Consider the following 19,825-nt stretch of genomic DNA (forward strand, 5'->3'; position numbering starts at 1 on the left):
TCTCTCCCTCCACCAGCCGCCTCCTTATGAGCCTCCAGAAGGAGTCCAGCTAAACCGCTTGAGATCAGATCGCTACACGATCGAGACCGGACGCTTACTTTTTCTAAAGCTGTATCGATCGCTTTTGGCCAGCTCGCAAAGTGTGTCGGCGATCTTGTTGCTGCCTTCATAGCGCCAGAGCCCGCTTGAGATCATCGTGCTCGAAGGCGCTGGCCATCCGTGTAATTTCTGCAGAGCGGGCGCCGGCGGCCTTGGCGGTTTCACGCCACGTCGCGGTCACGGTCGCGACCTCTTTGATGATTACGCGGGCCTGCTGCAGTGTGAGGCCAAAGAACTCCGAAGCCGCCTCAAGCAGGTCGAGCGAGCAGGTGCCCTCGTCCAGGTCGATGTTCGTCGTCAGCACACGCGCTTTGAGGTCGGTGGGCACAGGGTTGAGGTCGTAGGCGGGAGAGAGAGACCATCCCGCCTTGCCGAGCCAAAGGAAGCCATGGTTGCGCAGGTGGTCATCGACATTGGAAATCAGCACGTTGAAGACGACCCGCCGATAGAGGGCATGAGCGTCGGTCTTCCCCTGCGCGCCATATTGCGTAAGAGCGTCGACGATCTCTGGGTAGCTGCCGCGCTCACCGTCCTTGGCGCCCATCATCGCCATCGCTGACAGGAAAGGAATGCGGGTCGAGCCGGAGCGATCGAAGCGTCGCGACAACATCACCGCCTTGCCGGCGACCTCGATCAGCTCATGGTGCGGCGTGGTAATACCGGACTGCTCGGCCAGCCGCAGCGCGATCTCCTCCCATGTCTCCATGCTGTAGTCGTCTGTTTCCTTCGGAAACTTGGCGATGGAGAGATGTCCGTGCTGGTCGATGACCGATGCTTTCGGCCGGGCGCCGCCGAGGGAAGAGCCGGGGGCGAAGATTAGTTGAAGGTCCTCGTCCGTTTCCTCGTCCCGGAGGATCCGTTCAGTGATCTGGAGCAGCCGCCCGAGTTCGATCAGGGCGGGGACGCCGGCGCGGATAGGCGCCTGGAACGTCTCTTCGCCTGCCCAGCGGAATCTGAGGGCGCCTAGGCGGGTCTCGTCGGCGACGCCGAGCAGGTAGTCGCTTTCCGCAAGGGTGCGAACGGCGCGGCCTTCGCGTTCGGCAAGGCGGCGCTCGGCCCGTTGCATAAGACGGCGCCCCCATGTGTCGGGAGCTGAGTCTCCGATGGAGCCGAAAGTCACCAGTCCGGCAGGAGGGGCGAAGGCGCCGCGGGTTAGGGCAAGGGCAGGTTCAAGCGAGAACCGGTCTGGATCGGCGAGCCACGCGCCATCATATTCGAAAAGGATAGTCTCCGTGCCTCGAACGCGATTGCTCCTCGCCAGTCCGATAGGGCGCGTGCGTCCATCCAGGTCGATATGTACCTCGAAGTCAGCCATCGCGAGATGATCCGACTGTTCGCTTGAGATGGACGTGCTTGGGCAGTTCCGCGCTGGCCAGCGCTTGTCCAACCGGGTCGTTGCCGATGTCGGCGATCTGGCCCAGACCGTCGAGCAGGCCGAGCGCCTGAAGGACACCCGCATAAATGCCGATGCTGACATTGGTATCCCCAGCCTCGACCTTTTGCAGGGTCGAGCGGGACGTGAAGGCGCGCTCTGCGACGACAGCCATTGGCAGCCGGCGACGCCGACGGGCATCGTGGATGTCTGCACCGAGCTTGCGCAGGACGCGCCGCACAGCGGCGGGAGGGTTATGTGGTGTAGGCATTTGAAACCTTCGCACTGCAGATTGGCCAGATATGTAGCGCGAAGATTACAATTTTTCTAGCCCATCGCGCGATGCTTGTCCCATTGAGGGAAGGGATGGCGGACCGGGCCGGTGACGGTATAATTCCGGGAGACTGAATGGTGGCCGGCGTAGTCTGGCGTAGAGGCGGCGGTGCGGGCTGAGGTAAGTTTCGGGGTGAGGTCGCCGCCGCGCCTGCCGATAGATGGCGGAACCACAATTTCCGCGATCTGCCAGAAAAAGCCAATGATTTCAAAGGCCGGTACTTTTGACGGTCTATATGACGGTATACGGAAATCGATAAAATATTTTGCGTAATGAATTCAGATGCTTAATATGTCAGTTGATAATCGAGTGGGAGTAAGGCGTGTTGATAGCCATCTGATCGACGTATTGAAATCCTGCCTAGCTCCGTCCGGCCCTGTTACCGCATTATGGGAGGAAAGTCCTGACGCAAGGTGTTGAAGAACCGTCAGGCCAGTTCCCCCCCCGCGAGCCCCCCGACAACAATAATCGCATGCCTGCCGCTAATCTCGAGTGCCACCGCGGTTTCCGCGGCGTCAGGTCTTGCCGTCCAACCAAGTGAACGTCAGACTGCAACCAACAACACCCCGCAATCGCCAGGATCACCACACACCATGACCTCAAAACCCCGCAAGCCAGGCCGCCTGTTCTTCGCCAACCCGGGCCCGACCAACATCCCCGACAGCATTCTCCGCGCCATGGATGTCCCCACCGTCGATTTCATGTCGGAAGACTTCATCGACATTTACGACCAGGGTGTCGCCGGCCTTAAACGCCTTCTGTTCACCACCGGCGAGGTCTTCATCTACACCTCCAGCGGTCACGGTGCCTGGGAAGCCACCATCCAGAACCTGTTCTCGCCCGGCGATAGTATCCTGATGCCCGAATGCGGCTATTTCTCCCGCACCTGGGGTGCCATGGCCAAACGCTTCGGCCTGAACACCGAAATGCCCGAGACCGACTGGCGCCGTGGCCCAGACCCCGCGACCATCACCGAACGCCTTCTCGCTGATAAATCCCACCAGATCAAAGCGGTCTGCATCGTTCATAACGAAACCTCGACCGGTGTGGCGCTCGACCTGCCCGCCATCCGCGCCGCCATCGATGCCGCCAAGCACCCCGCCCTGTTCCTGGTCGACACCATCTCCTCCTTCGGCTCGCTCGAGTTCCGCATGGAAGATTGGGGGATCGATGCCGTCGTCGGCGGCAGCCAGAAAGGCCTTATGTTGCCCGCAGGTCTGGCGTTCACCGCCGTCAGCGAAAAAGCGCTCGAAGCCCATAAATCCGCCACCCTCAACCGCTTTTATTTCGACTGGACCAAAATGATGGCCCGTCGCCACCGTAGCTTCGTAGGCACCGTCCCTGTCCCGCCCTTCTACGGCTTGGTCGAATCCGTCCGCCTGCTCGAATCCGAAGGCATCGAAAACGTCTGGCGCCGCCACCACCGCCTCGCCGAAGCCACCCGCCGCGCCGTCTCGATCTGGAGCGGTAACCAAGGCGTCGCCTTCTTCTGCAGCGACCCGAAACGCCGCTCAGACTCGGTCACCGCCGTCAAAATGCCCGAAGGCCACGACGCCGAAGCCGTTCGCAAAATTGCCTACGACCGCTTCAACGTCTCCCTCGGCGGCGGCCTCGACCCGCTCGGCGGCCAGGTCTTCCGCATCGGCCACATGGGCGACCTCAACGAACCCATGATCCTCGGCACCCTGTCCATCGTCGAACTCTCCCTCCGCCTCGCCGGCGTCCCGCACGCCAATGGCGGCGTGAACGCGGCGATCGACTATCTCGCCGCCGCATAATCTGACGCAGCAAGGTTAAGGAAGAGCTTCTTTTTTGAAAAAACGAAGCAAAAAACTCTTCAAACGAGGCCAGCGGCGCCCTCAGGGCGCCGCGTAACTCACCACCTCATATTCTATTCCATCCGGGTCGAAAAAATAGAACCGCCGCCCTGGCTCATAATCATCATGGCTGAACGGCGTTAACCCCACCGCAATCGCCCGCGCTTCGCTATCAGCCAGATCATCAACCTCCACGCCAATATGGTTCAGTGGCCGCCCCTTGGCGAACACCTCGGCAGCTTGGCCACCGTTGTAGAGCGCCACATAATGATCCGACGTCCCGACATGGATCGAATGGCCCCCGTTCCGTGCGGCACCGCTCCACCGAACCCGCCAGTCAAACAGCGCCGCCATCAGCCGCGCCGTGCGCTCAGGGTCCGCAACCGTGATATTCACATGCTCAATCCGTAAAGCCGACATTTCAATCTCCTCAATGTTCAGGCGGAAATCGCTCGCCGGTTGCAGCGTCTAGAACCTCAAGCTAACTTGAGATCAAGCATTTTTTCCTGGTATTCATGAAAAATCTGGCCGCCACCCTATCGATCGGTGACCTCGCCCGCAGAACCGGCCTGTCCGTCTCCGCAATCCGCTTCTACGAAACCCGCGGCCTCGTTACCGCCACCCGCGGCGCCGGTAATCAGCGCCGCTTCGCCCGCGCCGATATCCGGCGCCTCTCCTTCGCCCTGATCGCGCAACAACTTGGCCTCACCATCAGCGAAATCGAAGCCGAACTCGCCACATTGCCACGAGGCCACGCACCATCGGCCGCGGACTGGCAAGCCATCGGCACCAGATTCCAATCCGCCCTCGCCGCGAAGATCACGCTGCTGCAAAAAACCCACGAACTGCTCGGCGGCTGCATCGGTTGCGGTTGCCTCTCGCTCGATCGCTGCGCCCTCTACAACCCGAACGATCGAGCCGCCCGCGCCGGACCAGGCCCCCGTTTCCTCCTCGGCAACCAGGCGTCAGACTTCGAATCCGATTGAACGCAATCGCGGCGACGCCCAAACGCCCAGAGGCTGCGCCTCACCCCGCGCCAAAACACAGAAAATGCGGATTCTCGAATCCCGCCTTGCCATATCTCAGTGGCCGCTCATCCATCGTCACCACCCGTCCACCGGCCGCCTCCAGCACCGCCTGCGGGGCCGCGGTGTCCCACTCCATCGTCCGCCCCAACCGCGGATAAAAATCGGCAACACCCTCGGCCAACCGGCAGAATTTCAACGCCGAGCCAATATTGGTCAGATGCGCCACCTTGTACCGCGCCAGATATTCAGCCAGCAGCGGATCATCGGCATAATGGCGCGATGCATAAACGGTAATCCCCGCCTCCGGTGGCAGCCGCGCCGCAATCGGCCGCCGCCCCGTCGCATCCTGCCGCCACGCGCCAGCGCCCACGATGCCGCCATACACCGCCCCCTGTGCCGGTGCGCCGACCGCACCCAGCACCACCCGTCCCTCGACCACCAGCCCCACACACACGGCAAACTCATCCCGCCCGGCTGCAAACTCGCGCGTGCCGTCGAGCGGATCGACCAGCCAGAACCGCGCTCCCGGCTCGGTCAGCCGGCCCGCCGCCACTTCCTCCTCGGCAATCACAGGAATTTCGGGCACCGCCGCGCGCAGCCCCGCGACAATCACCCGCTCCGCCCGCATGTCCGCAAGCGTCACCGGCGAGTGGTCCTCCTTGTGATCGACGGTAAAGCCACCCGCCCGCACCGCCAGAATTTCACGCCCCGCGGCCTCGGCCAGCGAGGCCGCAAGCTCAAGCAAATCAACATCATTCATGCGCGGTCCATATCGCCGGGCTTGGAAAACCGCAAATAGCCGGGCATGATGGCGACCGATCCGAAATGACACCCAGGGATGAAACGCACAGCATGATCGATATTACATTCGGCCGCATGGACCTCCCGAAATCCGGTGCGCTGGCACTGCTGCTCGGGGAAGACGAAGCCCATACCGGCCTCGCCGCCGCGCTCGACGCCGCCCTCACCGGCGGCTTCAACCGCGCCCTCGCCGCCGCCGCCTTCAAAGGCAAGCGCGGCCAGTCGGCCGTGCTCCTCGCACCCGGCGCCGGGCTCGACCGCGTTGTTGCCATCGGCATCGGCAAATCCGATGAACTCACTGCGCACCAAGCCGAAGCCGCCGGCGCCAGTGCCGTTGCCGCGCTCATGAAACACGAAACCGCCGCCATCGCCGGCGATGGCCTCGCCGCCCCCATGCTCGCCCACGCCGCCCTCGGCGCCCGCCTGCGTACCTACCGGTTCGATAAATACCGCACCACGCTGAAAGACGAACAAAAGCCCAAACTGGCCGATCTCACCGTCCTGTCCGACGATTCCGCCGCCGCCCGCACCGCCTACGCGCCGCTTGCCGCCCTCGCCGCTGGCGTCGAACTCACGCGCGACCTGGTTTCCGAACCCGCCAACATCCTCACCCCCGAGGAAATGGCCGACCGCGCCAAATCGCTCAAATCCCTCGGCGTCAAAGTCGAAATCTTCGACCGGCGCGATATGGAAAAACTCGGCTTCGGCGCCCTGCTCGGCGTCGCCATGGGCAGCGCCTGCGAACCCCGCATGGTCGTCATGCAATGGCTCGGCGCGTCCGAACCCGAACCCACCGGCAAATCCGGCAAAAAAACCAAACCCACCCCGAAAGACCCGGTTGTCTTCGTCGGCAAAGGCGTCACCTTCGACACCGGCGGCATCTCCATCAAACCCGCCGCCGGCATGGAAGACATGAAATGGGACATGGCGGGCGCCGGCACCGTCATCGGCCTGATGGCCGCCCTCGCCGGCCGTAAAGCCCGCGTCGATGCCGTCGGCCTGGTCGGGCTGGTCGAAAACATGCCGTCCGGCACCGCCCAACGCCCGGGCGATATCGTCAAATCCGCCTCCGGCCAGACCATCGAAGTCCTCAACACCGACGCCGAAGGCCGCCTCGTCCTGGCCGATGTGCTCTGGTACGCCCAGAACCGCTTCAAACCGCGCTTCATGGTCGACCTCGCTACCCTCACCGGCGCCATCATCGTCGCCCTGGGCCACGAAAACGCCGGACTGTTCGCCAATAACGACGATCTTGCCAACCACCTGATCGAAGCCGGCACATACACCGGCGAGACCGTCTGGCGCATGCCCCTTGCCGATGCTTACGATAAGCAAATCAACTGCGACATCGCGGACATGAAAAACCTCGGCAACGGCCGCGCCGGCGGCGCCATCACCGCCGCCCAGTTCCTCCAGCGCTTCGTCAATAAAACCCCCTGGGCCCATCTCGATATCGCCGGGATGGCCTGGGCCAGCAAAGACGGCGCCGTCGCCCCGAAAGGCGCCACCGGCTACGGCGTCCGCCTGCTCGACCGCCTCGTCGCCGCCCATTACGAACAGTAACCCCGAAGAACTGGGGTGAGTGCTGGCAGAAGGAAGGCCAGGGGCTCTGCCCCTGGACCGCGCCAAAGGCAGAGCCTTTGGAATCCATTAGTTTTAGGAATGGGGAGGGCGTCCCGGCAATCGCCGCCCCCGATCCCGCGGCCGCCCTCCCCATTCCTAAAGATAGCGGGTTCTAAAGGCTCCGGCATTACATGCTCGTAGCGTCCGGCGTCGGACGGGTGCGCCTGGCGGCGGCGCGGGCACCGGCGGCTTTGCCGGCCGTGGCGATCGGAGATCCGGCGTTCATCTCGGATTATTACCGGCGTTATCATAGCGAGTGTCCGGCGCCGGCGCCGTTTGATGTTGCGATGCTGGGGCCGATGCCGGTTACCTTGGGTGGGCCGGGCCTCATCTGGTCTGGCGACCGGCTGCTCGACGACAATGCGATCATGCCGATTTATGTGCGTCCTGAGCTTGACCGTCCCGGTTCGACGATGCTGCCGGCGGCGCTGGCGTTGCCGGTGCGGCGTGAGCGGCGGCTCGGGCTGGTGTTTCATGGCTGGGGGGTGCAGGTCTACGGCCATTTCCTGATCGAGATGCTGCCGAAGCTGTTACTGGCCCAGCGGTTTCCCGCCTTGCTCGGCACGGCGTTGCCGGTGCTGGACCGTCAGATGTCCGGCTGGCTGATCGAAATTCTGGAGCGCCACTGCGGCATCGATCCGGCCCGCGCGATCTGGTTCGATTCCGCGCATGAGCGGCTCGACCTCGATCAGGCGCTGCTCCTGCCTTTGCTGACGCGGGCGGAAGGGTATCACCCGCTGGTATCGCCGCTGATCGATGCTTTCGCGTCCGGCGTTGGCCAGCAGCCGGCGGAACCTGCGCCGCGTCTGTTCGTCGCCCGCGGCGATTTCGCCAACCCGGCGGCGCCGCGTCGGCGTCTCGCGAACGAGGCGGCGCTCGCCGATGTCGCCGCCACGCGGTTCGGCTTTCGCATCGTCCGGCCGGAGCGCCTGTCCTTTGCCGAGCAGGTCGGGCTGTTCGCGCAGGCAAACATCATTCTCGGCCAGGCCGGTTCGGGCATGCACAATGCGCTGTTCGCCCCGCGCGGGGCCATCTCCGGCATGATCCGCTTTCCCGCGCCGGACCAATCCGCCATCGCCGCGCTGCGCGGCCAGGGGATCGCCTATCTGACCGAGGGGATCAGCGAGATCGAGCCGCACGTCTTCCAGGCCGACCCCGACCTGTTCACCCGTTTCGTGGAGCGCCTGATCGCCTATCCATGACCGGCGACCCTATCGGTCAGCGCCAGCAGCAACCCGGTAATGACGAAGGCGAGCATCAGCCCGCCCTGATACATCACCACCCGATCCGGCTCGGTCCGCACTTCGAGAAACACCCGCAGCACATGCACGGCGGCGATGGCGGTGATCGATCCCATCAGTTTGAGTTTGAGCCCGGAAAAATCGATATTGCCCATCCACTCCGGTCGCCGATCGCCTTCGGCGAGCGTGATCCGTGCCACGAAATTCTCATACCCGGTCAAAATCACAAGCACGACCAGATTGGCCGTGAGCGACAGGTCGATCAGCGACAGCGTGGTCATGATCACATGGGTTTCATCCATGGTTGGCAGTTGCGGCACGGCGTGCACCATCTCGATGATAAACCGCACCACCAGCAGGGCGAGCAGTACGACCATCGCCAGATACAGCGGTGCCAGCAGCCATCGCCCGCCGAACAGCAGCGCCTCGATGATCGATACGATACGCGAGGGTTTCGCCTCATTCCCGCTCATCGGACACCTCCGGTTTGATCGCCTCGAACACCAGTTCCGCCTGCCGCGCCAGCCGGCGCAAACTCTCGGCCGATGCCGGCCGCTGCACCGCCTGCGGCGTCGGCGGCGTTGGCCCGCGCGCGGGGTCTAGCGCGGCGTCCAACCAATCGCGCCAGCGCTTCCACAATGCCGCCTCACCGGCATCTGGCAGCGGATCGAGGTTGAGCATCGCCAGCCGCCCGGCGGTCCGCCGTAGCGCCGCATCGACCACCAGCGCCGAGCGCAGCAGCGGATCATGCCCCCGGTGCGGCTCCATCAGCGCGCGCGAGACCGAGGCTTCCAGATTATTGCTGGCCAGCCCCGCCTGCCGCCGCGCCGCCTCCGGCAGTGCCCCGCCATCGACCAGATAAGCAAAACTCGCCGCCAGATAATCCCGATGCGCCGCAATTGCCGCATCCCGCGCCGCGCCAAGCCGGTTTCCTTCGAAACTCGGCCACAAGACGAGGTTGGCCGCCACCGCGAGCACACCACCAGCGAGGGTGAAGCCCACCCGCGACAAGGCAATGGTCCATTGGTTCGTCCCCGGCGAAATCTGTTCAATCAGCAGCACGATCATCGGCGTCAGCACCGCGGTGTAGGCGCTGAAATTCACCCCCCGGATCGCAAACGCCACCAGCGCGAGCGGGATCATCGCCAAAGCCAGTTCCAGCCTCGTGTGACACACCAGCCCGATCAGCGCGGCCAGCACACCGCCCGCCGCCGTCCCGCCCACGCGTTCCAGAGCGCGCACCCAGGTCGCCGAAAAATGCGGCTGCAACACGAAAATCACGGTAATCGCCAGCCAGTGCCCGAACGGGTTGCCTAGCCATTGCACGAACCCGAGTACCGGCGTGGTTACCATCGCAGTCCGCAGCGCGTGGCGCAGCGGCACCGATTCCAGCGTCCAATTGGCGCGGATCGGCCCGAAGATCATCCCCCGCCAATCGATCGCCGCGCCATCCGCCACCGGCGAAGGTCCCGGCGCGTTCGATACCGTCACGATCACCGAAAGCCGATCCGCCACCGCATCGAGCAACCGGCGGATCGGTGCCTCCTCGCCGATTGCACCAATATCATCGCGCAACCGCCGCAGCGCCTCACGAATCGGGGGGGTATCCAGCGACCGATCCGCCTCGATCGCCGGTGCCAGCGCCGCCAGCAACGGCGCCAGATCACGCAGCGCCTGGCGCGATGCCGGCGCGCCGCCAGGGTCGGCCGCCATCGCCTCCCCCACCGCAATCATCGCGCCGAACATCTGATCGAACGTTGCCAGCCGCAGCGCGATCGCATTCGCCCGCAGGCTCGCCGCGCCACGCCGCCTGATCGTCGCAAGCGTCACTCCCCGCGCCCGTTCGATCGCCTCACGCACCGCCCGTCGATGACCGCGCGCGTGCAGATCGAACCCATCCTCGTCCGGCTTGGGTTCATTGGCCAGATCCACCAGATCCCGCGCCAGCGACGAGAGCGCCAGCGCCAGATCCGCAAGCGCCATCCGCGCCGGATGAAACGGACGGATCCGCCACAAGGCCAACGTCAGCAGCGCCGCACCCGCCGCACCGGCCCAGAACGCCAAGCCCGGCGGCACCGCCGCCATGACCGACCGGATCGGCGCATCGAGCGACAACACGGTCGCGACCGACACCAAATTGCCGGTCTGCATACCGCTCTGCCCATAAATCCGGGCAAAACTGCACGCAAAAATCGTAACCCCAGCCGTCAGGATCGCGAGCGCCGGGCTGCGCGCCAGGATCAGCCCGAATATCGAAAAACACAGTGCACCCAGCACGCCGAACACCAGCATCGGCGGCAGCCGCGCCCGCACCGGCCCGCCCGGATCGGCAAAACAGGCGAGCAGCGCGCCCAACGCAGCCAGCCCCAGTTGCGGCAGCCCGAGCAACGAACCAACCGCCATGGTGCCAGCCACCGCAATCGCCGCGCGCACCCCTTCGAGCAGCGAAATCGCCCGAAAATTCAGCGCAAGCCCACCCAGAGCCGGCAGACCCGCCCGGTCGGCCGACGCAATCGCAGCGCTAGCCTGCCCCATCGCCCGGCACGCTCGCGCCGAACACGCCCGTGCGCGGAAAGCCGCTCGGCGGCAACCGCCCGGCCTGGCCGCGCGCGCCGAGCCACTCGGCGAGCCGGGTCTCAGTGCGGGTCTTGTCACCCAACCGCCAGGTCAACCCCTCGGCCAACGTGAAACTCTTGGCATCCGCCAGCCCGCCATCCTTGTATTTCTGCAAAATCACCCCGGCACCGCGCGCCATTTCGGGAATTTGATCCAGCGGAAATACCAGCAGTTTCCGGTTCTCACCGATCACCGCCAGATGATCCCCGCCGACCGGCAAACAGAATTTCGCCTCTTCGCCGGGCTTGACCGTCAAAATCTGCTTGCCGGTGCGCTTCTCGGCGACCAGTTCGCTTCCCGCGACGATAAACCCGCGCCCCTGATCGTTCGCAACCAGGTAGCGCGCCGCAGCATCGGCCACGAACAGGCTCGCAACCTCGTCCTCGTTGCCCATTTCGATCAGCAGGCGAATCGCCTGGCCATCGCCCCGCCCGCGCGGCAAATCCGCCGCCCGCACGGTATAAACCCGTCCGTTGGTGGCAAACACCGCAATCCGATCCACGCTCGAACAACGCAGCAGCGTCTTGAGCCGATCGCCCTCCTTGAACTTCAACTCCGCATCGGCCACCGCATGGCCCTTCAGCGCCCGCACCCAGCCCTTGTCGGACAAAATCACGGTCAGTGGCTCGCGCTCGATGAACGCCTCCGCCGTAACCTCGATCACGTTCGGTGCCCCGCCGATGCTGGTCCGCCGCGCCCCGAGCGGCCCGGCGCCGAATTTCTGTCGCGTCGCCTCGATCTCCGCCTCGATCCGCGCCCAGCGCTTCGCCGGATCATCGAGCATCGCGTTGAGCGCCTTCTGCTCGGCACTCAGCGTCTTGTGCTCGCGGCGCAGTTCCATCTCCTCGAGCTTGCGCAGGCTGCGGAGCCGCATATTCAAAACCGCCTCGGCCTGCACATCGGTCAGCGAAAACGCCGCGATGAGCGCAGGCTTGGGCTCATCCTCGGTGCGGATAATCCGGATCACCTCGTCCAGATTGAGAAACGCCGTGATATAGCCTTCCAGAATCTCCAGCCGCCGCGCAATCGCCGCCAGCCGGTGGCGCGAGCGGCGCTGCAGCACGATATGCCGATGATCGAGCCAGGCCTGCAGCATCTCCGCCAGGTTCATCACCCGCGGCGTGCGGTCTGCATCCAGCACGTTCATGTTCATCGAAAACCGCGTCTCGAGCGCGGTCGCACGAAACACGCTCGCCATCAGCATATCAGGATCGACGGTGCGCGATTTCGGCTCCAGCACGATCCGCACATGCTCGGTGCTTTCATCGCGAATATCCCCCAGCAGCGGCAGTTTCTTCTCGGCCAGCAATTCCGCCGCCTGCTCGATCAGGCGCGATTTCTGCACCTGATACGGAATCTCGGTCACCACGATCTGCCACATCCCACCCTTCAGGTCGGATCGGCTCCACCGCGCCCGCACCCGCAGCGAGCCGCGCCCGGTCTCATACGCCAGCCGCAGCGTCTCCCGGTCCTCGACCAGTTCCCCCCCGGTCGGAAAATCCGGCCCGCGCACGAAATCGAGCAGCTTTGCCGTCTCAGTCCCCGGATTGCGGATCAAATGGATCGCGGCCTCGCACAACTCCCCGGCATTATGCGGCGGAATCGAGGTCGCCATCCCCACCGCAATCCCTGCCGCGCCATTGGCGAGCAGGTTCGGAAACGCGCCGGGCAGCACGATCGGTTCGGAATCCTCATTATCATAGGTCGGACGGAAATCGACCGTATCCTCATCGATGCCGTCGAGCAGCGCGGCGGCGATTTCGGTCATCCGGCTTTCGGTGTAACGCATCGCCGCCGCGTTATCGCCGTCGATATTGCCGAAATTGCCCTGGCCCTCGATCAGCGGATAGCGCGACGCGAAATCCTGCGCCAACCGTACCAGCGCCTCGTAGATCGACATATCGCCATGCGGATGGAACTTGCCCATCACATCGCCCACCACGCGGGCGCATTTCTTGAAGCCCGAACCAGGGTCAAGCTTGAGTTGCCGCATCGCGAAAATCAGCCGCCGATGCACCGGCTTCAGCCCGTCGCGCACATCCGGCAATGAGCGCGACATAATGGTCGAGAGCGCATAGGCCAGATACCGCTCCGACAGCGCCGTCGCCAGTGGCGTGTCCTGGATGGTTCCGGTCAGGTCATCCGGCATGTGTCTCTCCGTTTATCCGTCGTGTCACGAGGTCATAGAGGGCGACCCGCGCCGAGGGAAGCGGCGCATGCCGCGCGCCGAACGCATCGCGCGCCAGAAAATGCCCGGTCAGCGCCAGCCCGTCGCGGCACGCCGGCAGATCGGCCGCATCATCGCCCACCAGAAACCCCGGCAGCCGCAACAGCCGCTCCGCCCACACCCCCGCTGCCGCACGCGAAACCGCCCGCCCGGTGCGCGGCGAAACATAGGCCAGATCCTCGCGCACCCCGCTCACCGCACATGCCGTAAAATCAAGCCCATAGCCCAGCTCCCTGAGGAGTTCGACCTCGAACCCCACCAAAGCCGGCAGGGCCGCGCCGGCAATGCCGATCCCCGCCATCAACCGCGCGAGCCCCAGAAACGCGGCCGGATGCGCCGCGCGCTCCGGCAACGCCCCCGCCGCCACCGCGCAGGCCGCGCGCAGCACCGCCAAAGCCATCGCATCGTTCATCGCCAGCGCCGCTGCGGGGTGCACCAACTCCCCGGTCAGCGTACCGAGTTGCTCCGGCAGGCGCGCCACCCACCGCGCCGCGATCAGATTGCCCTCCTGCCAGACCGGCGCACCCCTGCGTGAGGCACCGCCGCGCGCCAGCCCATGCCACGCGCCGTTCGCCTCGGTCAGCACGATCGCGCGCTGATCCCCCTCCCCATACGGCGCCAGGCTCAGGATGATTGCGGGGTCTGACCATTCCATACGGGATAGAATCTAAAGGTTAAGGAAGGGTTCTTTTTTGTATAAAAGAACCAATAAACTTTCATTCGTAAAAGACCGGGTCGAGGAGTTCTGCCCAGGCATGGCCGTTGCTGCCGCCGTCAGCCATTTCGGTCGCAAACTCGATTGCAGCCTCGCCGAAAAACAGCGGAACATCGAAGCGCCACAACCGTGATTCCGCCGCACCCAGCACAATCTCCGCCTGATGGACCACCCGTCCGCTCTCCGCCGCCCGGATCACCACGCGAAACCGCACCGGATTCGCCGCTACGTGATTGAGCCGCACCCGCACCTCAAACGCCGTCCGTCCCACCATAAAATGCTGCACAATCAATCGTGCAGCCGCCATTCCCGGTGCATTCGGATGCAACCGGAACCCGGTATCGCCGATCGGAAAATACGCCCATGGCGCATCCATCACATCAACCCGCCGGCAAACCGCGACCGCACCACCGACATCGAACACGAAATCCCGCCGCACCGGCCCGCCCGGCACCGCGCCCGCGTGCCGGACATACAAATCCCAATCGCTCGATGACTCCCGCGCATGAGTCCCAGCCAGCGCCTCACCTAGATCCGGCCCCGGCCGCCGCACCGCGACCACCCGCGCCCGCGCCACCGCCATCCCCATCTGAGCCAGATCGGGGCACGAAACCGGATCGACCACGAGCAGATCGACCCCATCCCAGCCAAGCTGCTGGATCAGCGCGGCCAACGTCATCCCCCCGATCGGCCCATCCACCGCTGGCAGCAGCACCATCCGCCCGGTCTCCGCCGCGCGGCCCAGTCCGAAGCGCGTCACCGTCTCGGCAACCGCCGCCCGCACCCCGATAATTTGCCGCCATGCCAGTGTATTCAGCGCGTGCAGCCGCGCCTCGGCCGGAATCGGCTCGACGCTCGCAATCGTCGCCTCGGCAAACGCCACCGCCATCGCCACCGTCCGATACCCCGCCCCCGCGCCGATCTCGATGATCCGGCGCGGCACGAACGGCAACACGAGCGCTCCCGCGGTATCGCGCATCGCACCAATCAGATCACCCACATCCGCCGTGCCGGCCCGTACCCATAACGGCCCCGAAACCCCCGGCCAGGTCACCGTCACCAACCCGACCCGATCGCGGCATGCCGCCTCGACCACCGCCACAGGATCATCCGCCAGCACCGCATCGGCCGGGGCCGCAATACCCGCCATCGCCCGCGCCATCGCCTGCCGCTCAGCCGTCGCAATCGGCGCCGACCACGCCGCCACACTCATCCGCCGAGCGCCGCCTTGGCCGTCGCCGCCAAATATTGCGCGGCAACCGGCAGGATCGTGTCGTTGAAATTATAGAACTGGTTGTGCAGAAACGCGCCCTCCGCCGCCGGCCCATTGCCGATCCACGCATAGGCACCGGGAATTTCCCGCAAAAACCAGCCGAAATCCTCGCTCGCCATGGTCGGCGGCAAATCCTGGCGCACCGGCAGCCCGATCCCGGCCGCCGCCGCCCGCGCCAGTTCAGCCTCGTCCTTGTGATTGATCGTCGCCGCCACGGTCCGCTCGAACACCACCTCGGCCCGGCATCCCAGCGCCGCCGCGGTATGGGTTGCCACGTCACGAATCCGCCCGGCAACCAGATCGAACACCTCCGGGATCAACGCGCGAAACGTCCCGCGCAACGTCACCACATCGGGAATCTGATTCTCCGCCTCCGCCCCCTGCATCACGCAGATCGAAACCACCGCAGCCTCCAGCGGATTGACACTGCGCGACACGACCGACTGCAGCGCCACAATCACATGCCCCGCCGCCAGCACCGGGTCGGCGGTCAGATGCGGCATCGCCGCATGCCCGGCATGGCCATGGATGGTAATACCCAACCGCTCGCCTTGCGCCATCATCGGCCCATCGGGGATCATCACGGTCCCGGCTTCCAGCCCCGGCCAGTTGTGATAACCAAAGATCCGCTCCATCGGAAACCGGCTCAGCATACCATCCGCCAGCATCGCCCGCGCGCCGCCATACCCTTCCTCGGCCGGCTGAAACACGAAATGCACCGTGCCGGACCAGTCAGGATCGTCCCGCAACATCATCGCCGCACCCAGCAGTGATGCGGTGTGACCATCATGCCCGCACGCATGCATCACGCCCGGTGTCCGCGACGCATAGGGCAATCCGGTCGCCTCGATGATCGGCAGCGCATCCATATCCGCCCGCAATCCCACGCTGCGGTTGCCACCCCGCCGGATCGTCGCAACCACGCCATGCCCGCCGACGCCGGATTCGAACCGGATGCCAAGCTCGGTCAGCGTCTCACACACAAAAGCCGCCGTCTTCGCCTCGTGCAGCGACAATTCAGGATTCTGATGCAAATGATGCCGCCACGCGGTCATTTTCGGGGCAAGGGAGTCAGCGATTGAATCGGGCATTCACACACCTATCGTTAATCATCGATGATAAGCGCCGCATCGGGCCGACGGCAAGGGCGGATTGTGCCGTGGAAATGGGCAGCGAAAGGGAGGGGTAGCGCTTCTTTTTTGTAAAAAAGAAGCAAAAAACTTTCCGCCCCTGGGGCACGGGCATTTAAACCGGCATGGGCCTAACCGAACAAAGTTTTTTTTGCTTCTTTTTTGTTCACAAAAAAGAAGACTCTCCTTGCCTCCCTTTCCCGCTCCCACGCGCAGTTTGCCGCAGTGCAGCAGCATTGCTACCATGCCCCGATCGACCCGGAGGAAAAACCATGGATGAATTGATCGAAGGCTACCAGCGGTTCCGCACCTCGCAGTGGCCGCAGCAACGCGAAGCGCTCGAAGCCCTGGCGCGCAACGGTCAGCAGCCGCACACAATGGCCATCGGCTGCTGCGATTCCCGCGTGCCGCTCGAAATGATCTTCAATTCCCGGCCCGGCGACATGTTCGTCGTCCGCAACATCGCTAATCTCGTCCCGCCCTACGCGCCGGACATGGCAAACCACGGCACCTCCGCAGCACTCGAATTCGCGGTCCGCGTCTTGAAGGTCCAGCGCATCGCCGTCATCGGCCATAGCTCCTGTGGCGGCATCCATGCGCTGATGAACGATCCACCCCCCGAAGCGCGCGATTTCGTCGCCAACTGGGTCCGCATCGCCCAGCCCGCCCGCCAGCGCGCCATGCTGCTCGCCGCCGACCCGATCCATGCGCAACGCCGCGCCGAGATCGAAAGCGTGCGCGTCTCACTCGAAAACCTCATGAGCTTTCCATGGATCGCCGCCGCCTGCGCCGCCGGCACCCTCAAACTGCTCGGGTTTTATTTCGACGTCGCGAACGGCACCCTCCGCCAGATCACCGCAGATGCCGAAACGATCATCGCGGAACCCGCGCCGGTGGGCTAAGCTCCCGCCAAAGCCGACACGAGGAACCCAAGCCCATGGACAGTATCCCGCCCCGCGCCGAACCGGCGCCGGACCGCAAATCGCTCACCAGTTGGGATCGCGCGAAGCGCAGTCAAACCAAACGCGTCCTGATCACCGCCTACGATCACCCCTTCGCCAAACTCGCCGAACAGGCCGGCATCGATGGCATCCTGATCGGCGATTCCCTGGGCATGACCATACAGGGTGGGCGCGATACGCTGCGCGTCAGCCTCGAGCACATGCTCTACCACACCGAAATGGTCGCCCGCGCCGCACAAGCCTGCCTCATCATGGCCGACCTGCCGTTCGGCAGCTTCGAAGCAAGCCCCGCCCAGGCTTTCGCCAGCGCCGCCCTGCTGGTCAAGGCCGGGGCGGACATCATCAAGCTCGAAGGCGGCGCACCGATGGTCGAAACCGTGGCGTTCCTCTCGGCCCGCGCCATCCCGGTCTGCGCCCATATCGGCCTGACGCCCCAACATGTCCGCCAACTCGGTGGGTTCAAAAAACAGGGCAAAACCGCCGACGCCGCGGCGCTCCTGCTGGCCGATGCCCAGGCTCTGGCCGAAGCCGGCGCGCGGATGGTGCTGATGGAAGCGATCCCCGCCCCGCTTGCCACCGAAATCACCAAAACGCTCACAGTCCCCACCATCGGCATCGGTGCCGGTCCCGGCACCGATGCGCAAATCCTGGTCCTGCACGACGTGCTCGGCCTGTCCGGCGGCTACGTGCCCGGCTTCGCGCGCACCTATCTCGATGGCGCGAGCCTGATGCGTGACGCCATCGGCCGCTACGCCGATGAAGTCCGCACCCAGGCGTTTCCGCCGCCCGGCTGAGCCCTACTGGCTCGCCGGCGGCGCATTCGGCGTGGAAGAACCAGGCGGCACCACGATATAGGTCTTCGAAGGCGGCGAACCGCCCCCAAGCACAATGCATCCCGAAAGCGCGCTGGCCATCACAAACGCCGCGGCCAGCATCATCATGGCGCGCAGCGGTCTCGCGATCATCGAATGTGTCATGCTTGATCTCCCTGAAACAAAATCTCCGTCGACCGAACCATTCTGCCGGATCAAACGCACCAAACAATGCCCAATCGGCGAAATGAGCCGAATTTAACGACAAGCCAAACCGCACCGGGCACAAAAAAACCGGCCCCGCGCACAAGCGCGAAGCCGGTTTTCAACCAACAGATAATGTCAGATCAACGCGAGTAGAATTCGACCACCAGATTCGGTTCCATCTGCACCGGATAGGGCACATCGGCCAGCTTCGGCGCGCGGGTAAACCGTCCCTTCATCGCGCGATGATCGACTTCCATATATTCCGGCACATCGCGCTCGGCACTCTGCGTCGCATCGAGCACCACGGCGAGCTGCTTCGATTTCTCGCGCACCTCGATCGTGTCGTCATCGCGCACCTGGTACGAAGCGATGTTCACCCGCTTGCCGTTGACCAGCACATGGCCATGGCTGACGAACTGGCGCGCCGCAAACGGCGTGATCGCGAATTTCATGCGATAGATCACCGCATCCAGCCGGCGCTCCAGCAATTCGATCAGATTCTCCGAGGTGTCGCCACGGCGGCGCACCGCCTCCTCATAATATTTATAGAACTGCTTCTCGCCGATATTGCCGTAATAGCCACGCAGTTTCTGCTTGGCCATCAGCTGCACGCCGAAATCCGACGGCTTCTTGCGCCGCTGGCCATGCTGGCCGGGACCGTAGTCGCGCTTGTTGATCGGTGATTTCGCGCGGCCCCACAGGTTCACCCCGAGGCGGCGGTTAATCTTGTATTTACTTTCGGTACGCTTGGTCATGCGCGCCGTACTCCTTCGTTATCGGGCGAAATTTCGCCTCATGTTGCACCGGTAGGTTCCGCCTCGCCCGCAAGCGCGACAAAACGGGCGCACACCGACCACCACCGAAATGGGGGATGCGTCCACGTTCCCAGCAATGCGCCGGTGGTTAGGCAAACCGCGCCCCAATGTCAAATTTCACCCGCCCCGCCCGTGCCAATCCGGCCGACGACGGCGCGAAATCACCCCGAAACGGCAATCCGCGACTGCCACCAGCACAGAAACGGCGTCACAACCAACTCCATGAACAGCCCGAAAAACATCGAAGGCCCCGGAATCCCATGCAGAAAAATCCCCGCCAACCGCGCCAGCCCGCCGATCGCCACAATCAGCGTCAACAACCGCACCCGCGCGGTATGGCGCTCGATATGTGGAATACTGGCATAGAAAATCAGCCCGATCGCGAGTAGCAAGCCCGAAAGATACACATACATGCTGGTCAGATCAGGCAGCGATTGCGGATCACCCGCAAAATTGGTGCCGAGCAGAATCCCGCCCAACCCCGCCCCCACCGGTACGATCCCCGCAACGGCAATGGCAATCTGCAAATTCCGGCGCGTCAGCTTTGATGTCATCGCTCCCAGATACGCTTTCGCCGGCGCGAAACAAGCGCGGGGCTCCATCGCCATCAAGCACAGACAAGTCAAAGCAAGGTCTTCTTTTTTGTGAACAAAAAAGCGTGCCTATCCGGTTGACTCAGACACCCACTAGGGCTAGTGGCCCCCGCCATGGCGGCCATTGACATTCACCAGCGTGACGAACTGGCTTTTCCCC

General features: G+C 64.1%; 19 protein-coding genes. 6 read left to right on the forward strand and 13 right to left on the reverse strand.

Annotated elements, in window-relative coordinates:
* Positions 1 to 166: 166 nt before the first annotated feature.
* Together B7X49_RS10190 and B7X49_RS10195 are read right to left on the reverse strand one after the other, a co-directional pair.
* Positions 167 to 1,414: a type II toxin-antitoxin system HipA family toxin gene (locus B7X49_RS10190; protein ID WP_286704741.1), complete on the reverse strand. Its 1,248-nt coding sequence runs from the start codon at positions 1,412 to 1,414 to the stop codon at positions 167 to 169.
* Entirely contained in the window at positions 1,407 to 1,742 is a 336-nt protein-coding gene (locus B7X49_RS10195) for a helix-turn-helix domain-containing protein (RefSeq protein WP_010185539.1), read from the reverse strand. The genes B7X49_RS10190 and B7X49_RS10195 overlap by 8 nt, the downstream gene beginning before the upstream one ends.
* Before the next feature lie 656 nt (positions 1,743 to 2,398).
* Here B7X49_RS10195 and B7X49_RS10200 point away from each other — a divergent pair.
* Positions 2,399 to 3,583, forward strand: coding sequence for an alanine--glyoxylate aminotransferase family protein (locus tag B7X49_RS10200; RefSeq protein WP_286704742.1), 1,185 nt, complete (start codon positions 2,399 to 2,401; stop codon positions 3,581 to 3,583).
* Between the two features lie 81 nt (positions 3,584 to 3,664).
* Here B7X49_RS10200 and B7X49_RS10205 read toward each other — a convergent pair whose 3' ends face one another.
* Complete coding sequence (locus B7X49_RS10205) at positions 3,665 to 4,042, reverse strand: VOC family protein (RefSeq protein ID WP_286704743.1); 378 nt, start codon at positions 4,040 to 4,042, stop codon at positions 3,665 to 3,667.
* A 95-nt stretch (positions 4,043 to 4,137) separates the two neighbouring features.
* On the opposite strand from B7X49_RS10205, the gene soxR reads away from it, so the two are divergent.
* Positions 4,138 to 4,608 carry a redox-sensitive transcriptional activator SoxR gene (gene soxR / locus B7X49_RS10210; protein ID WP_286704744.1) on the forward strand — a complete coding sequence of 157 codons (471 nt, stop codon included), beginning with the start codon at positions 4,138 to 4,140 and terminating at the stop codon, positions 4,606 to 4,608.
* 40 nt (positions 4,609 to 4,648) lie between these two features.
* Here soxR and cysQ read toward each other — a convergent pair whose 3' ends face one another.
* A complete protein-coding gene (gene cysQ / locus B7X49_RS10215; protein WP_286704745.1) occupies positions 4,649 to 5,410 on the reverse strand; it encodes a 3'(2'),5'-bisphosphate nucleotidase CysQ in 762 nt (253 codons plus the stop codon).
* Between the two features lie 92 nt (positions 5,411 to 5,502).
* On the opposite strand from cysQ, the gene B7X49_RS10220 reads away from it, so the two are divergent.
* Positions 5,503 to 7,014, forward strand: a complete 1,512-nt coding sequence (locus B7X49_RS10220; protein ID WP_286704746.1) for a leucyl aminopeptidase — start codon at positions 5,503 to 5,505, stop codon at positions 7,012 to 7,014.
* 191 nt (positions 7,015 to 7,205) lie between these two features.
* On the forward strand, positions 7,206 to 8,276 hold the full coding sequence (locus tag B7X49_RS10225) for a DUF563 domain-containing protein (RefSeq protein WP_286704747.1): 1,071 nt from the start codon (positions 7,206 to 7,208) through the stop codon (positions 8,274 to 8,276).
* Here the strand turns inward: B7X49_RS10225 and B7X49_RS10230 are convergent.
* The 6 genes from B7X49_RS10230 to B7X49_RS10255 all read right to left on the reverse strand — a co-directional run bounded on the left by B7X49_RS10230 (position 8,267) and on the right by B7X49_RS10255 (position 16,237).
* Complete coding sequence (locus B7X49_RS10230; RefSeq protein ID WP_286704748.1) at positions 8,267 to 8,788, reverse strand: TIGR00645 family protein; 522 nt, start codon at positions 8,786 to 8,788, stop codon at positions 8,267 to 8,269. The genes B7X49_RS10225 and B7X49_RS10230 overlap by 10 nt on opposite strands.
* Positions 8,775 to 10,850 carry an FUSC family protein gene (locus B7X49_RS10235; RefSeq protein WP_286704749.1) on the reverse strand — a complete coding sequence of 692 codons (2,076 nt, stop codon included), beginning with the start codon at positions 10,848 to 10,850 and terminating at the stop codon, positions 8,775 to 8,777. Before B7X49_RS10235 ends, B7X49_RS10230 begins: the two co-directional genes overlap by 14 nt.
* Positions 10,837 to 13,080 carry a DNA topoisomerase IV subunit A gene (gene parC, locus B7X49_RS10240; protein WP_286704750.1) on the reverse strand — a complete coding sequence of 748 codons (2,244 nt, stop codon included), beginning with the start codon at positions 13,078 to 13,080 and terminating at the stop codon, positions 10,837 to 10,839. Before parC ends, B7X49_RS10235 begins: the two co-directional genes overlap by 14 nt.
* Positions 13,070 to 13,813 (reverse strand): DNA repair protein RecO, encoded by a 744-nt coding sequence (gene recO, locus B7X49_RS10245; protein WP_286704751.1) that lies wholly within the window; start codon positions 13,811 to 13,813, stop codon positions 13,070 to 13,072. The genes parC and recO overlap by 11 nt, the downstream gene beginning before the upstream one ends.
* A 61-nt stretch (positions 13,814 to 13,874) precedes the next feature.
* The gene (locus B7X49_RS10250; protein ID WP_286839223.1) at positions 13,875 to 15,086 is read right to left on the reverse strand and encodes a hypothetical protein; all 1,212 of its coding nucleotides are present in this window, start codon (positions 15,084 to 15,086) and stop codon (positions 13,875 to 13,877) included.
* On the reverse strand, positions 15,083 to 16,237 hold the full coding sequence (locus B7X49_RS10255) for an amidohydrolase (RefSeq protein WP_286704754.1): 1,155 nt from the start codon (positions 16,235 to 16,237) through the stop codon (positions 15,083 to 15,085). Before B7X49_RS10255 ends, B7X49_RS10250 begins: the two co-directional genes overlap by 4 nt.
* Before the next feature lie 311 nt (positions 16,238 to 16,548).
* Here B7X49_RS10255 and B7X49_RS10260 point away from each other — a divergent pair, with 311 nt between their 5' ends.
* Complete coding sequence (locus B7X49_RS10260) at positions 16,549 to 17,178, forward strand: carbonic anhydrase (RefSeq protein WP_286704755.1); 630 nt, start codon at positions 16,549 to 16,551, stop codon at positions 17,176 to 17,178.
* A 35-nt stretch (positions 17,179 to 17,213) separates the two neighbouring features.
* Positions 17,214 to 18,032, forward strand: coding sequence for a 3-methyl-2-oxobutanoate hydroxymethyltransferase (panB, locus tag B7X49_RS10265; protein ID WP_286704756.1), 819 nt, complete (start codon positions 17,214 to 17,216; stop codon positions 18,030 to 18,032).
* A gap of 3 nt (positions 18,033 to 18,035) precedes the next feature.
* On the opposite strand, the gene B7X49_RS10270 is transcribed toward panB, so the two are convergent.
* The 3 genes from B7X49_RS10270 to B7X49_RS10280 form a co-directional block, all read right to left on the reverse strand.
* Positions 18,036 to 18,215 carry a hypothetical protein gene (locus B7X49_RS10270; protein WP_286704757.1) on the reverse strand — a complete coding sequence of 60 codons (180 nt, stop codon included), beginning with the start codon at positions 18,213 to 18,215 and terminating at the stop codon, positions 18,036 to 18,038.
* A 182-nt stretch (positions 18,216 to 18,397) separates the two neighbouring features.
* The gene (rpsD, locus tag B7X49_RS10275) at positions 18,398 to 19,012 is read right to left on the reverse strand and encodes a 30S ribosomal protein S4 (protein WP_029311030.1); all 615 of its coding nucleotides are present in this window, start codon (positions 19,010 to 19,012) and stop codon (positions 18,398 to 18,400) included.
* Positions 19,013 to 19,233: 221 nt separating this feature from the next.
* The gene (locus B7X49_RS10280) at positions 19,234 to 19,626 is read right to left on the reverse strand and encodes a DUF4345 domain-containing protein (protein WP_286704758.1); all 393 of its coding nucleotides are present in this window, start codon (positions 19,624 to 19,626) and stop codon (positions 19,234 to 19,236) included.
* Positions 19,627 to 19,825: the final 199 nt, after the last annotated feature.

The organism is Acidiphilium sp. 34-64-41, assembly GCF_002282635.1.
Lineage (GTDB): Bacteria > Pseudomonadota > Alphaproteobacteria > Acetobacterales > Acetobacteraceae > Acidiphilium > Acidiphilium rubrum.

Bases quoted from the DNA above. Each gene is read 5' to 3' on its own strand.
- B7X49_RS10190 (WP_286704741.1), bottom strand. From the start codon at position 1,414: ATGGCTGACTTCGAGGTACATATCGACCTGGATGGACGCACGCGCCCT.
- B7X49_RS10195 (WP_010185539.1), bottom strand. From the start codon at position 1,742: ATGCCTACACCACATAACCCTCCCGCCGCTGTGCGGCGCGTCCTGCGC.
- B7X49_RS10200 (WP_286704742.1), top strand. From the start codon at position 2,399: ATGACCTCAAAACCCCGCAAGCCAGGCCGCCTGTTCTTCGCCAACCCG.
- B7X49_RS10205 (WP_286704743.1), bottom strand. From the start codon at position 4,042: ATGTCGGCTTTACGGATTGAGCATGTGAATATCACGGTTGCGGACCCT.
- soxR (WP_286704744.1), top strand. From the start codon at position 4,138: ATGAAAAATCTGGCCGCCACCCTATCGATCGGTGACCTCGCCCGCAGA.
- cysQ (WP_286704745.1), bottom strand. From the start codon at position 5,410: ATGAATGATGTTGATTTGCTTGAGCTTGCGGCCTCGCTGGCCGAGGCC.
- B7X49_RS10220 (WP_286704746.1), top strand. From the start codon at position 5,503: ATGATCGATATTACATTCGGCCGCATGGACCTCCCGAAATCCGGTGCG.
- B7X49_RS10225 (WP_286704747.1), top strand. From the start codon at position 7,206: ATGCTCGTAGCGTCCGGCGTCGGACGGGTGCGCCTGGCGGCGGCGCGG.
- B7X49_RS10230 (WP_286704748.1), bottom strand. From the start codon at position 8,788: ATGAGCGGGAATGAGGCGAAACCCTCGCGTATCGTATCGATCATCGAG.
- B7X49_RS10235 (WP_286704749.1), bottom strand. From the start codon at position 10,850: ATGGGGCAGGCTAGCGCTGCGATTGCGTCGGCCGACCGGGCGGGTCTG.
- parC (WP_286704750.1), bottom strand. From the start codon at position 13,080: ATGCCGGATGACCTGACCGGAACCATCCAGGACACGCCACTGGCGACG.
- recO (WP_286704751.1), bottom strand. From the start codon at position 13,813: ATGGAATGGTCAGACCCCGCAATCATCCTGAGCCTGGCGCCGTATGGG.
- B7X49_RS10250 (WP_286839223.1), bottom strand. From the start codon at position 15,086: ATGAGTGTGGCGGCGTGGTCGGCGCCGATTGCGACGGCTGAGCGGCAG.
- B7X49_RS10255 (WP_286704754.1), bottom strand. From the start codon at position 16,237: ATGCCCGATTCAATCGCTGACTCCCTTGCCCCGAAAATGACCGCGTGG.
- B7X49_RS10260 (WP_286704755.1), top strand. From the start codon at position 16,549: ATGGATGAATTGATCGAAGGCTACCAGCGGTTCCGCACCTCGCAGTGG.
- panB (WP_286704756.1), top strand. From the start codon at position 17,214: ATGGACAGTATCCCGCCCCGCGCCGAACCGGCGCCGGACCGCAAATCG.
- B7X49_RS10270 (WP_286704757.1), bottom strand. From the start codon at position 18,215: ATGACACATTCGATGATCGCGAGACCGCTGCGCGCCATGATGATGCTG.
- rpsD (WP_029311030.1), bottom strand. From the start codon at position 19,012: ATGACCAAGCGTACCGAAAGTAAATACAAGATTAACCGCCGCCTCGGG.
- B7X49_RS10280 (WP_286704758.1), bottom strand. From the start codon at position 19,626: ATGACATCAAAGCTGACGCGCCGGAATTTGCAGATTGCCATTGCCGTT.